This window comes from Collinsella sp. TF11-5AC (assembly GCF_003436775.1).
Taxonomy (GTDB): Bacteria; Actinomycetota; Coriobacteriia; order Coriobacteriales; family Coriobacteriaceae; genus Collinsella.
Genome location: NZ_QSQO01000009.1, coordinates 20305 through 36048 on the forward strand (window position 1 = coordinate 20305; position 15744 = coordinate 36048).

16 protein-coding genes and 2 tRNA genes are annotated in these 15744 nt (G+C 61.0%); all 18 read left to right on the plus strand.

Annotated features, from left to right (window positions below):
- The first annotated feature begins 11 nt into the window (after positions 1-11).
- The 18 genes from rbfA (at position 12) to DXD16_RS05620 (ending at position 15742) form a co-directional block, all read left to right on the plus strand.
- A complete protein-coding gene (rbfA, locus tag DXD16_RS05535) occupies positions 12-422 on the plus strand; it encodes a 30S ribosome-binding factor RbfA (RefSeq protein WP_117629486.1) in 411 nt (136 codons plus the stop codon).
- Positions 415-1458 carry a bifunctional oligoribonuclease/PAP phosphatase NrnA gene (locus DXD16_RS05540; protein WP_117655398.1) on the plus strand — a complete coding sequence of 348 codons (1044 nt, stop codon included), beginning with the start codon at positions 415-417 and terminating at the stop codon, positions 1456-1458. Before rbfA ends, DXD16_RS05540 begins: the two co-directional genes overlap by 8 nt.
- 15 nt (positions 1459-1473) lie before the next feature.
- Positions 1474-2406, plus strand: a complete 933-nt coding sequence (gene truB, locus DXD16_RS05545; protein ID WP_117655399.1) for a tRNA pseudouridine(55) synthase TruB — start codon at positions 1474-1476, stop codon at positions 2404-2406.
- On the plus strand, positions 2403-3410 hold the full coding sequence (gene ribF / locus DXD16_RS05550) for a riboflavin biosynthesis protein RibF (RefSeq protein WP_233502629.1): 1008 nt from the start codon (positions 2403-2405) through the stop codon (positions 3408-3410). The genes truB and ribF overlap by 4 nt, the downstream gene beginning before the upstream one ends.
- Entirely contained in the window at positions 3403-5511 is a 2109-nt protein-coding gene (gene dnaG, locus DXD16_RS05555) for a DNA primase (RefSeq protein ID WP_117655400.1), read from the plus strand. The genes ribF and dnaG overlap by 8 nt, the downstream gene beginning before the upstream one ends.
- A gap of 110 nt (positions 5512-5621) precedes the next feature.
- Positions 5622-6971 carry an RNA polymerase sigma factor RpoD gene (rpoD, locus tag DXD16_RS05560; RefSeq protein ID WP_055286388.1) on the plus strand — a complete coding sequence of 450 codons (1350 nt, stop codon included), beginning with the start codon at positions 5622-5624 and terminating at the stop codon, positions 6969-6971.
- A gap of 185 nt (positions 6972-7156) precedes the next feature.
- Positions 7157-7231: transfer RNA gene (locus DXD16_RS05565), tRNA-Asn, on the plus strand.
- Positions 7232-7265: 34 nt separating this feature from the next.
- Positions 7266-7340, plus strand: a tRNA-Asn gene (locus DXD16_RS05570).
- A gap of 194 nt (positions 7341-7534) precedes the next feature.
- Positions 7535-7891: an Asp23/Gls24 family envelope stress response protein gene (locus tag DXD16_RS05575; RefSeq protein ID WP_022093773.1), complete on the plus strand. Its 357-nt coding sequence runs from the start codon at positions 7535-7537 to the stop codon at positions 7889-7891.
- Between the two features lie 27 nt (positions 7892-7918).
- Positions 7919-9580, plus strand: coding sequence for a DAK2 domain-containing protein (locus tag DXD16_RS05580; protein ID WP_117655401.1), 1662 nt, complete (start codon positions 7919-7921; stop codon positions 9578-9580).
- Positions 9581-9589: 9 nt separating this feature from the next.
- Complete coding sequence (locus tag DXD16_RS05585) at positions 9590-11767, plus strand: ATP-dependent DNA helicase RecG (protein ID WP_117646442.1); 2178 nt, start codon at positions 9590-9592, stop codon at positions 11765-11767.
- Positions 11764-12414, plus strand: a complete 651-nt coding sequence (rsmD, locus tag DXD16_RS05590) for a 16S rRNA (guanine(966)-N(2))-methyltransferase RsmD (RefSeq protein ID WP_117646443.1) — start codon at positions 11764-11766, stop codon at positions 12412-12414. Before DXD16_RS05585 ends, rsmD begins: the two co-directional genes overlap by 4 nt.
- Complete coding sequence (coaD, locus tag DXD16_RS05595; RefSeq protein ID WP_117629285.1) at positions 12407-12904, plus strand: pantetheine-phosphate adenylyltransferase; 498 nt, start codon at positions 12407-12409, stop codon at positions 12902-12904. The genes rsmD and coaD overlap by 8 nt, the downstream gene beginning before the upstream one ends.
- A gap of 68 nt (positions 12905-12972) precedes the next feature.
- Positions 12973-13470, plus strand: coding sequence for an ATPase (locus DXD16_RS05600; protein ID WP_040358176.1), 498 nt, complete (start codon positions 12973-12975; stop codon positions 13468-13470).
- On the plus strand, positions 13470-14024 hold the full coding sequence (locus DXD16_RS05605; RefSeq protein ID WP_117637762.1) for a DUF177 domain-containing protein: 555 nt from the start codon (positions 13470-13472) through the stop codon (positions 14022-14024). Before DXD16_RS05600 ends, DXD16_RS05605 begins: the two co-directional genes overlap by 1 nt.
- A gap of 64 nt (positions 14025-14088) precedes the next feature.
- Entirely contained in the window at positions 14089-14268 is a 180-nt protein-coding gene (gene rpmF, locus DXD16_RS05610) for a 50S ribosomal protein L32 (RefSeq protein WP_022094017.1), read from the plus strand.
- Between the two features lie 87 nt (positions 14269-14355).
- Positions 14356-15375: a phosphate acyltransferase PlsX gene (gene plsX, locus DXD16_RS05615; protein ID WP_117655402.1), complete on the plus strand. Its 1020-nt coding sequence runs from the start codon at positions 14356-14358 to the stop codon at positions 15373-15375.
- Positions 15376-15499: 124 nt separating this feature from the next.
- Complete coding sequence (locus tag DXD16_RS05620) at positions 15500-15742, plus strand: acyl carrier protein (protein WP_117635126.1); 243 nt, start codon at positions 15500-15502, stop codon at positions 15740-15742.
- The last annotated feature ends 2 nt before the right edge of the window (positions 15743-15744 follow it).

Below are 15744 nucleotides of genomic sequence, written 5' to 3' on the forward strand. Positions count from 1 at the left end.
GGGGTAGCGCTATGAAGCAAACGCAGGCAACCCGCCGTCTGGGCGAGCAGCTTCGCGAGAAGCTCGGTTATATCCTGCTCTTTGAGGTTTCCGATCCGCGTCTCGACCTGGTTACTTTGACCGCGGTCGAGGTCGCGGTGGACCGTTCGTTCGCGCGTGTGTTCGTGTCGTGCGATGCGAGCCGCTACGACGAGGTCATGGAGGCGCTCGCAAGCGCTAAGGGCCGTATTCGCAGCCTGTTGGCTCGCTCGCTCGATTGGCGTGTTACGCCCGAGCTCGATTTTCGCATCGATCGCTCAACCGATGAGGCCGAGCGCATCACGCGTGCGCTGGAAAACGTTCCCGCCACGCTTGCGATCGAAAAGGACGAGGACGGCTATCCGATAGCGGATGCCGCCCAGGAGGCAGCTTTAGATGACTAATTCCGCCGACCTCGCCTCGTGCGAGTCTGCAGATATTCAGCGACGCATCCTCGAGCTCATCGAGGGTGCGTCCTCCATTGCGATTTCGGGACACACTTCTCCCGATGGCGACGCCCTGGGCTCCGTGTTGGGTCTGGGCCTCTCGCTTATGAAGTTTTTCCCTAACAAGGACATTGCCCTGCTGCTGGCAGACGATGATCCGGTTCCGCGCATCTACCGCTTTATGGAAGGCTCCGATCGCCTGGTACCGGCATCTGCGTATGCCGGCAATCCTGACCTGTTCATCTCGGTGGACGTGCCGGTCGTCGAGCGTCTCAATAATTCCGCCGAGGTGCTTCGTCGCTCCAAGCATGTGGTGTGCTTCGATCACCATCCGGCGCGCGAGGAGTTTGCCGAGCTCAGCCTGAGGCGCGTCGAAGCTGCAGCCTGCGCCATGATCATCGACCGCTTCTTGGACAATTGCGGCATTGTCGCACGTGATGGCGTTGCGACCTGCCTGCTGTGTGGCTTGGTTACCGATACCGGCCGTTTTCAGTACCAAAACGCCGATGCAGCCGCGTTCCATGCAGCCTCGCGTCTGGTTGCCCACGGTGCCGATCCGGCGCGTGTGGCACTCGAGGTTTACCAGAGCATGCGCGTTGAGTTTTTGCACCTCAAGTCCATCGTTATGGGCCGCATTAAGACAGTGGCCCACGGGCGCGTCGCGTATAGCTACGCGTACCAGAGTGACCTTGAGGCCTGCGGTGTCACCTCGGATGAGTGCGACGGTCTGGTTGACGTGGTGCGCTCGGTGATGGGCGTCGAGGTCTGTCTGTTCCTGAAGGGCATTGAGGGCGATACCAAGGTGCGCGGCAACCTGCGCTCCAAGGGCGACCTCAACGTGTCCGAGATCGCTGCTACCTTTGGCGGAGGCGGACATCCCGCTGCCGCCGGTTTCTCCAACAACGGAACGATTCTCGAGACGCTTACCGTGGCACTTCCCATGCTGGCCGAGCTGGTGGGGGAGGATCCCGCTTCGGTGACCGTCGAGCTTTAACTTTTTGGATGGTACATGGCTCGTCGTACGCCTTCTCAACTGAATATGCTGCTCGCCGTCGATAAGCCGGTGGGCTGCACGTCCCACGATGTGGTTTCGAAATGCCGGCGCGCCCTCCATGAGCGGCGCGTCGGCCATGCCGGCACGCTCGACCCCATGGCATCGGGTGTCATGGTGGTGGGTGTGGGCCAGGCCACCCGTCTGCTGGGCATGCTAACCCTCGATACCAAAAGCTATGTCGCCGACATTTCGTTTGGCGCCGAGACCAATACCGATGATGCGGAGGGCCAGGCGGTCCGCACGGTGGCTGTTGCCAACGAGCTCCGCTATCCTGCCTATGCCCGTGAGCGCTTGGCCGCTATGCTGGGTCCGCAGATGCAGGTGCCGCCGGCGTTTTCGGCTATCTCGGTCAATGGCGTTCGCGCCTACAAGTCTGCTCGCGAGGGCAATGCGGTGGACCTACCTCCGCGCCCCGTCGAGGTCTATGCCGCCGACCTGATCGCCGTGGGAGGCGAAGGTGATACGTGTGTGTGGACCGTGGCGTTCTCTGTGAGCAAGGGTACCTATATCCGTGCGCTCGCTCGCGATTTGGGCCGCGCCTGCGAGAGCGCCGCGCACATTTCCGCGCTGCGCCGCACGGCCTCCGGTGTTGTTTCCATTGGCGCTTGTCATGCGGTCGAGGAGCTTTCTCCCGAGTCCGCGCCTGGCTTTGCCCTGGATCCCATTGCGGCCCTGGGCGCCACGCGTGTTGACTTGCCGGGCAATCTTGCCGACGACCTGCTCTGTGGCCGACGCATTCCCGTTGAGCGTGCGCTTGCCGATTTCGATACCGCGAAGGCGCCTTTTGCGTTGGTGCTCGATGGGGGACTCAAGGCGCTCGCCCGCATTGAGAGTGGCCGCTTTGTCATGGAGCACGTGTTTCCGCAGGCAATCGGCGGTGTTCGATGATGTTGTCCGCTCGCGAGCTCGCGCGTATCTTTTTCGAGGGCGAGTCGGACGAGGCTCGCATCGTTACTGCCGATGCGTTTGATGAGTGCGAGCACTTGGGTGCCGCATCGATTGCCATCGGCGTGTTCGATGGTGTGCACCGTGGACACCAGGAACTCATCGAAGCGCTTGTCCGTGATGCCCGTGCCCATGGCTGCAAGGCGGTCGTGGTCACTTTCGATCCCGACCCGGACGTCGTGGTGAGCCCTTCGCCCGCTCAAAAATTGATGACGACGGCCGACCGTCTGCATGCCCTGGCTCAAACCGGGGTCGATGCAGTGGTGGCCGTTCCCTTTACGCCTGAGGTTGCGGCACTCGACCATGTCGGTTTTCTCGCACTGCTGTCACGCGTGGTCGACATTCGTTCGATTCGCGTTGGCAGCGACTTTAGGCTGGGTCGTGGCGGTGCTTCTGGTGTTGACGAGATGCGCACCTGGGGTGCCAAGCGCGGCGTTGACGTATACGGGCACGACCTGCTTTGCGAGGGCGGTGAGGCCATTTGCGCCACCCGCATTCGTCATGAGCTGGGACAGGGCCATGTGGAGCTTGCTGCTGAGTTACTCGGCCGCCCGTATATGGTGCGCGGCGGTGTTATTCGCGGCCGTCACGAGGGTTCTGGCATGGGCTTTCCCACGGCAAACCTACATGTTCCCGACGGCATTCAGGTGCCTGCCGATGGCGTGTATGAGGGCCTGGTGCTGGTCAACGACATCGTGTGGCCCGCTGCCGTCAACGTCGGACTGCCGCCGACGTATGCCGACGATGCGGCTTCTGCGCATCTCGAGGCTAATTTAATTGGTTATACGGGCGACCTGTACGGCGCTTCCGTTTCGCTGGCGTTTACGCGCTGGCTGCGTCCGTCGCGCGTGTTCGATTCGCTGGATGAGTTGATCGCGACCGTCGAGGGTAATATCGAAGATATTCGTCACAACTTGGGCGAGCAGGGGGTGAGCGTCCGTGATTAGCGATGAGGAAAAAGACCAGGTACGCGCTGCGTCCGACTTAGTCGCCATCGTGCAGGAAACGGTTGAGCTCAAGCCCCGCGGTCATGAGTTTTGGGGTTGCTGCCCTTTTCATGGCGAAAAGACTCCGTCCTTCCACATTATTCCCGCCACGCAGGTGTGGCATTGCTTTGGCTGCGGCGAGGGTGGCGACGTCTTCACCTATATCATGAAGCGCGAGAACCTGAGCTTTCCCGAGTCAATCCGTTATTTGGCCGATCGCGCGGGTATTGAGCTGCACGACACCGGAGACCGCCGCGAGCGCGGTACCAAGCGTGCCCGCATCTACGATCTGTGCGCCGAGACCGCCCAGTTCTATCACACCATGCTTATGCGCGGTAAGGACGGCCGTCCGCGCGAGTACTTTGCCAGCCGCGGCATGGGTGGCGACGTCTGCCGCCGCTACTGCCTGGGCTTTGCACCGGGCCGCAGCGCGCTGGTGTCGCACCTGTCCCAGGCGGGTTTTACCCCGCAGGAGATGATCGATGCCAACGTTGCCGTGAGCCGCGGGCGCGGGCAGCTTGCCGACCGCTTCTACGACCGCGTGATGTTCCCCATCTTTGACGAGCAGGGTCACAACATTGCCTTTGGTGGTCGCATCATGGGTGACGGCCAACCCAAGTACCTCAATACCGCCGAGACGAGCGTGTTTCATAAAAAGCGAAACCTCTACGGCTTTAATTGGGCCAAGGAGTTTATCGTCGCGCAGGATACCGCCATCGTGGTGGAGGGCTATACCGACTGCATCGCCTGTTGGGAGGCGGGGATTAAAAACGTTGTCGCCACGCTGGGCACCGCGCTCACGGAGCATCACGTCAAGACGCTCACCCGCTTTGCTAAGCGCATCGTGTATATGTTTGACGGCGATGCCGCCGGTCAAAAGGCCGCTCGCCGTGCGATTCAGTTTATCGAGCAGGATTCGATGGACCTGCGCTGCGTGGTGCTGCCCGACGGCAACGACCCCATGGAGTTCATCACGGCGCATGGTGGACAGGAGCTTCAGGCGCGCATCGACGCTGCCGAGCCGCTCATGGACTTTGTCTACCGTTCGCTGCAGGAGTCGAGTGACATCACCACGCCGGGCGGTCGTGCCAAGGCGCTGGAAGATGCGCTGACGCTTATCTATCCGCTGCGCGATAGCTATATGATCGACACATACTTTATCCAGATTGCCGATCTGCTGGGCTTGGATCTGGAGACGGTTCGCGCGAGTTCGGGTCGCGTGTTTCGCGATGTCGCCAAGCGCGAAGATGCGGAACGACGTCGTGAGCAGAACTATGAACGCCAGCGGGCGCAAGCCGAGCGCTCTGGTAGCGCGGGCGGTCGGACGTCTGGTTCGCAGGGGGCATCTCGCGGTGCTTGGGCATCGGGCGCGACGCCGCCGGTGTCCGCGCCGGTCGAGGAGGAGCCGTACGACCATGTCCCGCTCGATGCCTACGGCGCCGCGCCCGTGGAGCTCGTCGACGATCTGCCGCCGATCGATGTGCCTGATGATATGGGTGCTGTGCCTGTGACTGATGGTTCGGGCGCTCCGGCTGCGGCGGCGCCGATGGTTCTTACTGATCTTGAGCGCAAGTCCTTGGCAGGGGAGCGCGAGCTGTTGACGATGCTCACGAGCTACCCCGACCTGTTCCGCACGTATGCCGACCGCATCTGCTCTATCGAGTGGGTTGACCCACGTCACGAGTCCATCGCATGGGCCGTTCTGGCAACGCCGCCGGGAACCGATCCTGCAGCCTGCATGGATGCGGCGCGCTCGGTGTGTCCCGAGGCGGCAACGCTTGTGAGTGCCGGGCGCATCTCGGCGACGAGCAAGCACCCCACCGAGACGAACATCGTGTTTATGCTTGATACGCTCGAGCTCTACACCATCAAGCGCCGCATGCGTGCCGCACAGGCCAAGCTGCGCCAGGACCGTTCGCTCGATGATGAAGCCCGTCGCGCGCTGACCGTGCAGGCCGCGCAGGATTCGCAGCGTCAACGCGAGCTGCAAAAGTCGATCGGCGGCGTGGCGGACCCGTTCCGTTTGATCGGTCTGGAGGCCGCAGGCACCGAACAGGCCTAGATGTTGTGGTCAACCAGCGTATTCTCGCCTATATCCAGTCCTCTTTTTGGGTATAGACGTCTATGTGTGTGCTAAAGTATTGAGTCCTGTGGACTATGAAGGGAGAATCTGTGCCAAAAAAGACTGAGAGCACGGGTACTGGGCTGGAATCCTACGTTGCAAAGCTCATGGGCAACGGCTCAAACAGGACTTCGGTAACCGAGGACGAGATTCAGGTCGCCCTGAAGGATATCGATGTTTCTGACGAGCAGCTCACCGCGGTGTATTCCGCGCTGCGCAACAGCGGCATCCAGATTATCTCCGCGAGCGGTAACGACGACGCCCCCATGGACGTCGACGATGACGATAACGATACCGATACCGACGATTTCGATGACGACGACGAGCACGATTCCGGCTCGCTCGACGATCACGAGCTCAAGATGGCCCGTCAGGCCGATGCCGAGATGGGTTCTTCCAAGAGCAAGAAGAAGCGCACCGTGCGCACGTCCCGTTCACGCTCCCGCGTGCGTGGCATCGATGCCTCCACGGTGATGCTGACCGGCGATCCGGTTCGTATGTACCTCAAGGAGATCGGCAAGGTCGACCTGCTGACCGCCTCCGAAGAGGTCGATCTGGCCATGAAGATCGAGGCCGGTCTTGAGGCCACCGAGAAACTCGAGGCCGCCGATGCCGGTGAGCTCGAGCTCACGCGTGCCGAGATGCGTCGTCTTACGCGCATTGAGAACGTCGGCCTCGAAGCTAAGCAGGCACTCATCAGCGCAAACCTGCGTCTGGTCGTCTCCATCGCCAAGCGTTATGTCGGCCGCGGCATGCTGTTCCTTGACCTGATCCAGGAGGGTAACCTCGGTCTGATTCGCGCCGTCGAGAAGTTCGACTACCAGAAGGGCTTCAAGTTCTCCACGTACGCCACGTGGTGGATCCGTCAGGCCATTACGCGCGCTATCGCCGACCAGGCCCGTACCATCCGTATTCCCGTGCATATGGTCGAGACTATCAACAAGCTCGTCCGCGTGCAGCGCCAGCTCCTTCAGGACCTGGGTCGCGACCCGACCCCCGAGGAGATCGGTGCCGAGATGGACATGAGCGCCGACCGCGTCCGCGAGATCCAGAAGATCTCGCAGGAGCCCGTGTCGCTTGAGACCCCCATCGGCGAGGAAGAGGATTCCCAGCTGGGCGACTTTATCGAGGACTCCCAGGCTATCGTTCCGCCCGATGCCGCCAGCTTCTCCATGCTGCAGGAGCAGCTCACTCAGGTGCTCGACTCGCTTGCCGATCGTGAGCGCAAGGTTATCGAGCTGCGCTTTGGCCTTGTCGACGGGCATCCCCGCACGCTCGAGGAAGTCGGCCGCGAGTTTGGCGTCACGCGCGAGCGTATCCGCCAGATCGAGTCCAAGACCTTGGCCAAGCTCCGCCACCCGAGTCGCAGCAGCAAGCTCAAAGACTATATCGAAAGCTAGTCAAGCAAGAAGCGCCCTCAAGCACATCCGCTTGGGGCGCTTTCATGTAGTCATTGGGACGTTCTTGAATGACTAGTCGTTTAAGAACGTCCCAATGACTAGGTCGGAAAATTTCTTAAAAAAGTTCTTGCCCTTCGCCCAATCGTCCGTATAATAAACTTCGTTGCTTGAGAGCACGCACCTATTCCTCGGTAGCTCAATGGTAGAGCACGCGGCTGTTAACCGCGCTGTTGTAGGTTCGAGTCCTACCCGGGGAGCCAGAATTTCTCAGTCCATTTCGCTGGGCTTTTTAATTCCTCGGTAGCTCAATGGTAGAGCACGCGGCTGTTAACCGCGCTGTTGTAGGTTCGAGTCCTACCCGGGGAGCCAGGTTGTAGAACCCGTCGCTTATGCGGCGGGTTTTTTCATGCCGCGACCACTTGACTCAAACGTTGCCATATCAACATTTCGTGTCGAGGATGTAATCCCGCGACCCATCACCTCAACATGGCGCGGTCGTTGTAGAATATTGCAATGATTGCTCCCACGACATGGTGCCGTGAGCACCAGATAAGGAGATTCTTGTGTCTGAGACCATTAACGGCAGCCTGAGCGTCTCGAACGACGTTATTGCCGATATTGCCGGTTATGCCGCGATGACGTGCTATGGCGTCGTCGGTATGGCTGAGCAGCTCCAAGGCGCCGAGAGCGTGCGCCTGCTTGCCGGTCAGCGCCTCCGCAAGGGCGTGCTTGTCTCCGCCGACGAGAACGGCCTTACGGTCGATCTTCACGTCGTGCTCGAGAACGGCGTCAACATGAAGTCCGTCTGCCACAATCTTTCGAGCTCCGTTGCCTTCACCCTGCAGGAGATCGCTCAGATCGACCCCGCCAGCCTTAAGATCGGCATCCATATCGACGCGCTCAAGAGCCGTCTGAACTAGCATCCGAAAACGGAGATTCAAATACCCATGATTGCAAAGACCATTCGCACCTGTTTTCCGATCGCTGCGGCTGCCGTTTCCGACAAGGCCGAGGAGATCAACAAGCTCAACGTCTTCCCCGTACCCGATGGCGATACCGGCACCAACATGTCGCTCACGCTCGCCTCGGTGACCAAGGAGCTCTCCGCCCTTCCTGCCGACGCCGACATGGAGGCCATCGCCGGTGCCATCACCCATGGCTCCCTGATGGGTGCCCGTGGCAACTCCGGCGTCATCACCTCGCAGATTCTGCGTGGTGTGGCCGAGGGCCTTGTCTCTGCCGATGAGCCCATCACTTCCGCCAACATCGCCTATGCGTTCCGCCGAGCCGTCAAGGTTGCCTTCCAGGCAGTGCGTAAGCCCATCGAGGGTACGATCCTCACGGTGCTGCGCGACGTCTCGACCAAGGCAGACGAGTGCGAGAAGAAGAAGTTCTCGGCCGAGGACGCGCTCGACGCCATCGTCGTCGAGGCCTATCAGTCCGTCGCCCGTACGCCCGACCTGCTGCCCGTTCTGAAGGAGAACGGCGTGGTCGACTCCGGCGCCTTTGGATTTGCCATCTTCCTTGAGAACTTTGTTGCCGCCGCGCTTGGTCGCAGCACCGTTGTCGAGGATTTCTCCGCCACGTTTGACTCCGCTGGCTCTGCCCGCGACGCGGCCCTCGACCGCGTTGAGATCGAGGCCAACGACGACTGGGAGGGCTCGGAGTTCCGTTACTGCAATGAGTTCCTGTTTAAGGCAGACGCCCCGTTTGACGAGGACGAGTGCCTTAAGTTCCTGGGCTCCATGGGCGACTGCGAGCTACTCGTGGGCGCTTACCCCGATTACAAGATTCACGTGCACTCCAACACCCCCAACCTGGTGCTCGAGCATATGCTGCAGCTTGGTCAGATTTACGAGGTCTTTATCCACAACATGGAGATGGAGGCCCACGACCGTACCGCCAAGATCCACGAGGACCAGGAAAAGGCCGCCGAGCCCGCCAAGGCGCTGGGCTTTGTCGCCGTTGCCGCCGGTTCCGGCGAGGCAGACATCCTCAAGTCCCTCGGCGTCGACGTGATCGTGTCGGGTGGTCAGACCATGAACCCCTCGACTGCAGACTTGCTGGGCGCCGTTGACCAGGTCAACGCGACCTCGGTCATCATCCTGCCCAACAACGGCAACATCCGCATGGCTGCCGAGGCCGCTGCCTCAGCCTGCACCGACAAGAAGGTAGCCGTCGTTCCAACCAAGACCGTCCCGCAGGCCTTCTCCGCGCTGTTCGCGGTCCTGCCCGATTCCGAGCTCGAGGATGCCGTCGCCGCTATGGTCGACGCCATCAGCGAGGTTCGCGATGGCGAGGTCACCCGTGCCGTGCGCGATTCCAGCGCCTCCGACGGCTCGCCGATTCACTCCGGTGACGTCATGGGTATCATCGCCGGCTCCATCGACGTGGTCGGCTCCGACGTGAAGCAGGTCACGCTCGATTGCATCAACCGTATGCAGGAGGAAGAGGAGGGCGACGCGCTGACGATTCTGGCCGGCGAGGAACTGTCCGATGAGGCCTTCCAGGAGATCGTAGACGCCATTGAGGAGGCTCAGCCCGATTTGGAGATCGACGCCCATCGTGGCGAGCAGCCGCTCTATCCCGTGATCTTCTCGATCGAGTAGGCTCTGCCCATGTCCGAGCTGTGCTCCGTGCCGCGCGTCTCGGAGCGCTTTGCCCAGAGCAATGCGCTCGACGAAGATATCGCGCGACTCAAATATGTTTCAGGTAAACGTGAGGAGGCCCTTCGCCGTCTGGGAATTCGGACGGTGGGGGACCTCCTTCTCCATATCCCTCATCGTTACCTCGACTTTACTCGTTCGTGGTCCATCGAGATGGCGCCCATCGGTACCGTGTGCACTATCATCGCCACGGTCGACCGCATCGTCCAAAAGCAGCCGCGTCCGCGCATGCAGGTGACCGAGGTCTCACTCGTTGACGAGACGGGCGTGCTACAGGTCGCCTTTTTCCGCCAGCCCTGGATTGCCCAGCAGCTTAAGCAGGGCGACCGCCTGGCCGTGATGGGCAAGGTTGAGTTTGCCTACGGTTTTAAGCAGATGGCCTCGCCGCACTTTGAAAAGCTCGAGGAAGGGCGTGCCGCAGGCACTATCCTGCCGGTCCATTACGTCAGTGATGGCGTGAGCCAGGCGTGGATGCGCCGCATCGTAAGCGGCGCGCTCGAGGTCGTCGGCAATCCCTTTGATCCCATTCCGGCACGCTTACGCGTTAAGCGTCGCCTGATGAGCAATGCTCGTGCGCTTCGATCGATCCACTTTCCCTCGAGCATGGCTGAGCGCGACATCGCACGCCGGCGTCTTGCCTACGAGGAGTGTCTCTACCTGCAGCTGGCGCTGCGTCTGCGCAACGACGGCGGCCTGGTCGATGTGGTGCCCTATGCCCACACCGCGGGCGAGCACCTGGTCGCGCTCAAGCAGGCCCTGCCGTTTTCGCTGAGCGACGAGCAGGAGGCCGCGTTCCAGGATATCCTGCGCGATATGTGCGATGGCGGGCGCGTGATGAACCGCCTGCTGCTGGGCGATGTCGGTACCGGTAAGACCGCCGTTGCCGCCTGCGCGCTGGCTGTGGCTGCCGATGGCGGTACGCAGGCCTGCGTTATGGCGCCCACAGGCGTGCTGGCGCGCCAATATGCCGATAAGACCGGCCCTCTGCTCTCGCAGGCCGGCATGTCCTGGGCACTTCTGACGGGTGCCACGCCGGCCGCAGAGCGCGAGCGCATCCATGCGCAGCTGGAATCGGGCGAGCTTGACGTGCTCTTTGGCACCCATGCGGTGCTTTCGGATAACGTTGCGTTCAAGCATCTGTCGCTTGTCGTCATCGACGAGCAGCACCGGTTTGGCGTCGGCCAACGCAACGCCCTACGCGCGAAGGGCCCCGGTGCGGACCTGCTCGTTATGACGGCCACGCCTATCCCGCGCACGTTGGCGCTCTCGGTCTATGGCGACCTGGATACGAGCATCATCCGCCATCGTCCAATTCCGGGTGCCGGCGTGACGACGCGCGTCCTCACCGAGTCGAGTCGCGACCTGGCCTATGGCGCCATCCGTGAGGCGCATGAAAAGGGTCAGCAGGCCTACGTGATTTGCCCGCTCGTGGAGCCGAGTGACTCGGCCGATGAGCTGGAAGACGTGCCCGGTATTGCCCGCGACGATGAGGGCCGCGTGACGGTTCCCGTGCCGCTGCACGATACGGCGACCGAGCTCGATCGCCTGCGTCTGGCGTTGCCGGGCCTTGCCATCGAGCGCCTTCACGGTCGTATGCCAGCGGGGGAGAAGGACCAGGTTGTTGATGCCTTTAAGCGTGGCGAGATTGACGTGCTCGTCTCGACTACGGTGGTCGAGGTGGGCGTCGACGTGCCTAACGCCACCGTCATGGTCATCGAGAACGGCGAGCGCTTTGGTTTGGCTGCCCTGCACCAGCTGCGCGGTCGCGTGGGCCGCGGCAGTGTGTCGGGCACGTGCCTGGTCATGACGCACTCCAAGGGCAACGGCGGCGCGTCGGCAGCACAAGATCGCCTGCAATCGCTCGAAAAAACTTCGGATGGTTTTACGCTTGCCCAGATGGACCTGCGTCTGCGTCACGAGGGCGAAATCCTGGGTTACCGTCAGCACGGCGGCGTGACCTTGCGCTTTGTGGACCTGGACGCCGATGAGGACCTTATCGAATGGGCCCATTTGGACGCGGTCGAGCTTTTGCGGTATGCTTGCACCCTTGACTCCGTGGCGACGCGCCCCCTGCGCGATGCGGTCGCCATGCGATATCGACACATTTTTAAGGAGGTCAGCGGAGGATGAGAATCATCGGCGGTGAATGGCGCGGTCGCAAAATCGAAGAGCCGCGCGGTCGCGATGTTACGCGTCCGACGACCGACCGCGTGCGCGAAGCGTGCGCATCCATGGTCCTATCGGCCTTTGACTTTGATTTGGACGAGGTCCGCGTACTGGATGCCTTTGGCGGCTCCGGTGCCCTAGGCATTGAGATGCTCTCGCGGGGAGCCCGTTCGCTCACGACGTTCGAGATCGATCGCAATGCCGCGAGGCTCATTACCAAGAATATCGAGTCGCTCTGCCGCGATCGCGCGCGTTGGCGTGTGGTGACGGGCGATGTCCTTGCGAGCGCTTCGCGCGGCCGCGTGCCGGGCGGCCCCTTTGATCTGGTCTTGCTCGACCCGCCCTATGCTTTTGGTGCCGAGCCGGTCGATGAGCTGCTGCAGAACCTGGCCCAGCAGGGTTTGCTCACCCCGGGCGCCTATGCTCTGTTTGAGCATGCTGCCGCCGACGTGGGCGCACATCCTGCCGGCTTTGTAACCGTGCGTGAGAAACGCTATGGCATCACCTCGGTCGACCTGCTCCGTTGGGTCGGCGAGGGCGAGGATGACGATACCGTCGCCGATGCCGATGGCAGCGACGGCACGACTTTTCAGGAGGATGCTCATGAATGACACCATCAACCGCGTGATCGTCCCGGGCACCTTCGATCCCATCACGTTTGGCCATATCGATGTGATCCGCCGCGCCCGTCGCATCTTTCCCAGCGTGATCGTCGCTGTTGCCGAGTCGCAGGGCAAAAACGGCGTGGGCACCACGTTTATGCTCGATGAGCGCGTGGCGCTGGCCCGCGAGGCGCTCGGCGATATCGACGGCGTCGAGGTCCTGCCCTTTACCGGCCTCTTGGTCGACTTCGCTCGTGAGCAGGGGGCGGGGGCCGTGGTCAAGGGCCTGCGCGCCATGACCGACTTTGAGTATGAGCTGCAGCAGGCCGACCTCAACTATCGCTTGGATAACGAGCTGGAGTCCATCTTTGTCATGAGTGCTCCGCAGTACGGCTACATCTCGAGTTCGGTGGTGCGCCAGATTGCTTCGCTCGGTAGCGACGTTTCCAATTTTGTTCCGCCCAATGTGGTCAAAGCGCTCAAACATCGCTTTTCGTGACGTTTCTTATTGCCTGGTGGCATGTGGTAAACTAGCACGATGATATGTTACCTATGAAAGGAGACCGGATGCCGGGCGAGAATTTTCCTGGCGATAGGATCGTCAGCTTGGTCGATGAGCTCGAAGGGCTGATCGAGGAAGCCAAGCCGCCTTTCGGCAAGAACGCTCAGTTCAAGGTCATCGACGCCGACGTGTTCTTCAACATCCTCGACGAGATCCGCATGAGCTATCCCGAGGAGTGGCAGAAGTCCCGCCGTATCCTTAAGGAGCGCGAGGAGCTTATGGCTTCCGCCGCCGCCCAGGCCGATTCCATCATCGCCGACGCTCAGCAGCAGGCCCTCACCATTGCCGGTGAGCAGGAGATCGTCCGCCTTGCGCAGCAGCAGGCCGACGACATCCGCGATCGTGCCCAGCAGTACGAGCGCGAGACGCGTTATGCTGCCGAGGACTATGCAGAGCAGGTCTTTACGCACCTGGAGGAGAACCTCAAGAGCCTGACCGGCACCGTTACCCGTTGCCGTCAGCAGCTCAACGAGGGTGCCGCCCAACAGAATGGTCAGTGGTAATGGCTGAGTTCCCGAGCGTTACCGTCGATCTTTCCGAGCAGCTCGAGTTTCCTGGAGATTCGTATCCGCTGACCGGTAAGGTCGATGTTGCCACCTATACGGTGGGCGAGAAGGAGTACCAGCTGCAGAACGGCATTGATTACGATGTGGTCTTTACCAATGCCGGCACCGGTGTTCTGCTTACGGGCATGGTCCGCGCGCATGCAACCGGTGAGTGCGACCGTTGCCTGGAGCCCGCTTCGTTTGATATCGCCGGTGAGATCGAGGAATTCTATCTCTTTAACGAGCCCGAGGATCCCGAGGCCTACGAAGACGGCTACGAGTTACTGGGCGAGGATCGCATCGTCGATCTGGGTGAGCCCATCAACGACGCGGTTGTCATGGACACGCCGTTCGTTGTCCTGTGCAAGCCCGATTGTCGCGGCCTATGCCCCACCTGCGGCATCAATCTCAACGTCGAGCAATGCGATTGCGCCGCTCAAGCAGAGGCCGAATGGGCCGCTGCCACGGAAAATCCATTTGCAGCATTGAAGAATCTCAAGCTTGACGAGTAAAACTGTGGTAGTATCGCTACTTGCGCGTAATCGCCACACTGGATAGTTCATAAGGAAGGTCACTATGCCCGTACCTAAACAAAAGCAGGGTCGTATCCGCACTCACACCCGCCGTTCCGCCAACATGAAGATCTCGGCTGCGGCTCAGTCCACGTGCCCCCGTTGCGGCGCTGTCAAGCTCCCGCACCACGTGTGCCCCAGCTGCGGTTTCTACAAGGACCGCGAGGTTATCGTTACCGAGTAACGGTATACTCTGGATGCGATGCCGTTCCAAATGGAACCACAATGGCCGGCTCAAGGAGTCGGCCATTTTTGTATAAGGAGCATGTATATGAGTAACGTTCGCGTTTGTGTAGACGTTGTGGGCGGAGACGAGAAGCCTCAGGTTGTTCTCGATGGTATCGAGGCCGCACTTGCCGCCGATCCCGATATCGAGGTCTTGGCAGTTGGCCCCGCCGAAATCGTCAATCCCTTTGCCGCGGCCCATGCACGTGTGGAGGCTCTGGAAGCCCCTGACGTCATCGCCATGGATGACGATCCTATTCGCTCCGTGATGACCAAGCGCAAGTCCTCGATCGTGCTTGCCTGTCGCGCCATCAAAAAGGGCAACGCGGACGCGTTCTTCTCCGCCGGCTCCACCGGCGCCATGACCGCCGCTGCTACCGCATACGTGACGCCGTTTAGGTATCAGGCCGAAGGCAAGAAGCAGCCGGTGCGCCCCTGTCTGACCAATGCGTTGCCCAATCGCGCCGGCGGTCTGACGGTGCTGTGCGATATGGGCGCCAACCCCGATGTCGAGGTCGATGACATGGTGCGTTTTGCCCAGATGGGTAGCGCCTATGCCCGCGTCGTCCTGGGCATCGAACATCCTCGCGTGGGCCTGCTTGGTAACGGCACCGAGGACGAGAAGGGTTCTAACTTTACCAAGGCCTGCTTCCCTGCTATGAAGGCCGCAGTTCCGGGCTTTGTGGGCAACTGCGAAGGCACCGACCTCACCTCGGGCAATTTCGATGTCGTTGTTGCCGACGGCATGTCGGGCAATATTGCGCTCAAGGCCACCGAGGGCGCTGCCAAGTTTTTGCTTCAGGAACTCAAGGGTGCCTTTATGGCCTCGCTCGGCACCAAGATCGCCGCGCTGCTCATCAAAAAGCAGATGCGCGAGATTAAGACCAAGCTCTCTGGTGATGCCAAGGGCGGCGCGATTCTTTTGGGCCTGCGTGGCGTAGTCCTGATCGGTCACGGTGCCACCTCGGTCGAGGCTGTTAAAAACGGTACGCTCGCGGCGGCCGAAGCCGTGCGCGCGGGGCTGGTCGAGAATGTCGCCAACTCTATGGACGGTATCGTTTTATAAGAGCGAGTTAGGGCGTTGTTATGTGCCTCGCGGCGCACGTCGTGGGGTAGAATCAAAACCGTGTTTTGGTGCCGTCTGCGCGGTGCCAATCTTTTGGTATTCATGCACTATGAGAGGAAGCGCTATGGACCGCTCCGAAATCTTCGACAAGATCGCCGAGGTCGCTGCTGACGTTCTGGGCGTCGATGTTGCCGAAATTAGCGATGAGACCACCTTTGACGACCTCGATGCCAACTCGCTCGAGCGCCTGCAGCTGGTTACGGCTATCGAGGACGAGTTCAACCTCGAGATCGATGACGAGACTCTGCTCTCGCTCAACTCTGTCGCCGACGCCGTCGACGCGATCGAACACGCCAGGGAGGCCTAGGT

Coding starts and splice junctions, on each gene's coding strand:
- rbfA (WP_117629486.1), top strand. CDS start 12: ATGAAGCAAACGCAGGCAACCCGCCGTCTGGGCGAGCAGCTTCGCGAG.
- DXD16_RS05540 (WP_117655398.1), top strand. CDS start 415: ATGACTAATTCCGCCGACCTCGCCTCGTGCGAGTCTGCAGATATTCAG.
- truB (WP_117655399.1), top strand. CDS start 1,474: ATGGCTCGTCGTACGCCTTCTCAACTGAATATGCTGCTCGCCGTCGAT.
- ribF (WP_233502629.1), top strand. CDS start 2,403: ATGATGTTGTCCGCTCGCGAGCTCGCGCGTATCTTTTTCGAGGGCGAG.
- DXD16_RS05580 (WP_117655401.1), top strand. CDS start 7,919: ATGATTGCAAAGACCATTCGCACCTGTTTTCCGATCGCTGCGGCTGCC.
- DXD16_RS05585 (WP_117646442.1), top strand. CDS start 9,590: ATGTCCGAGCTGTGCTCCGTGCCGCGCGTCTCGGAGCGCTTTGCCCAG.
- rsmD (WP_117646443.1), top strand. CDS start 11,764: ATGAGAATCATCGGCGGTGAATGGCGCGGTCGCAAAATCGAAGAGCCG.
- coaD (WP_117629285.1), top strand. CDS start 12,407: ATGAATGACACCATCAACCGCGTGATCGTCCCGGGCACCTTCGATCCC.
- DXD16_RS05600 (WP_040358176.1), top strand. CDS start 12,973: ATGCCGGGCGAGAATTTTCCTGGCGATAGGATCGTCAGCTTGGTCGAT.
- DXD16_RS05605 (WP_117637762.1), top strand. CDS start 13,470: ATGGCTGAGTTCCCGAGCGTTACCGTCGATCTTTCCGAGCAGCTCGAG.
- rpmF (WP_022094017.1), top strand. CDS start 14,089: ATGCCCGTACCTAAACAAAAGCAGGGTCGTATCCGCACTCACACCCGC.
- plsX (WP_117655402.1), top strand. CDS start 14,356: ATGAGTAACGTTCGCGTTTGTGTAGACGTTGTGGGCGGAGACGAGAAG.
- DXD16_RS05620 (WP_117635126.1), top strand. CDS start 15,500: ATGGACCGCTCCGAAATCTTCGACAAGATCGCCGAGGTCGCTGCTGAC.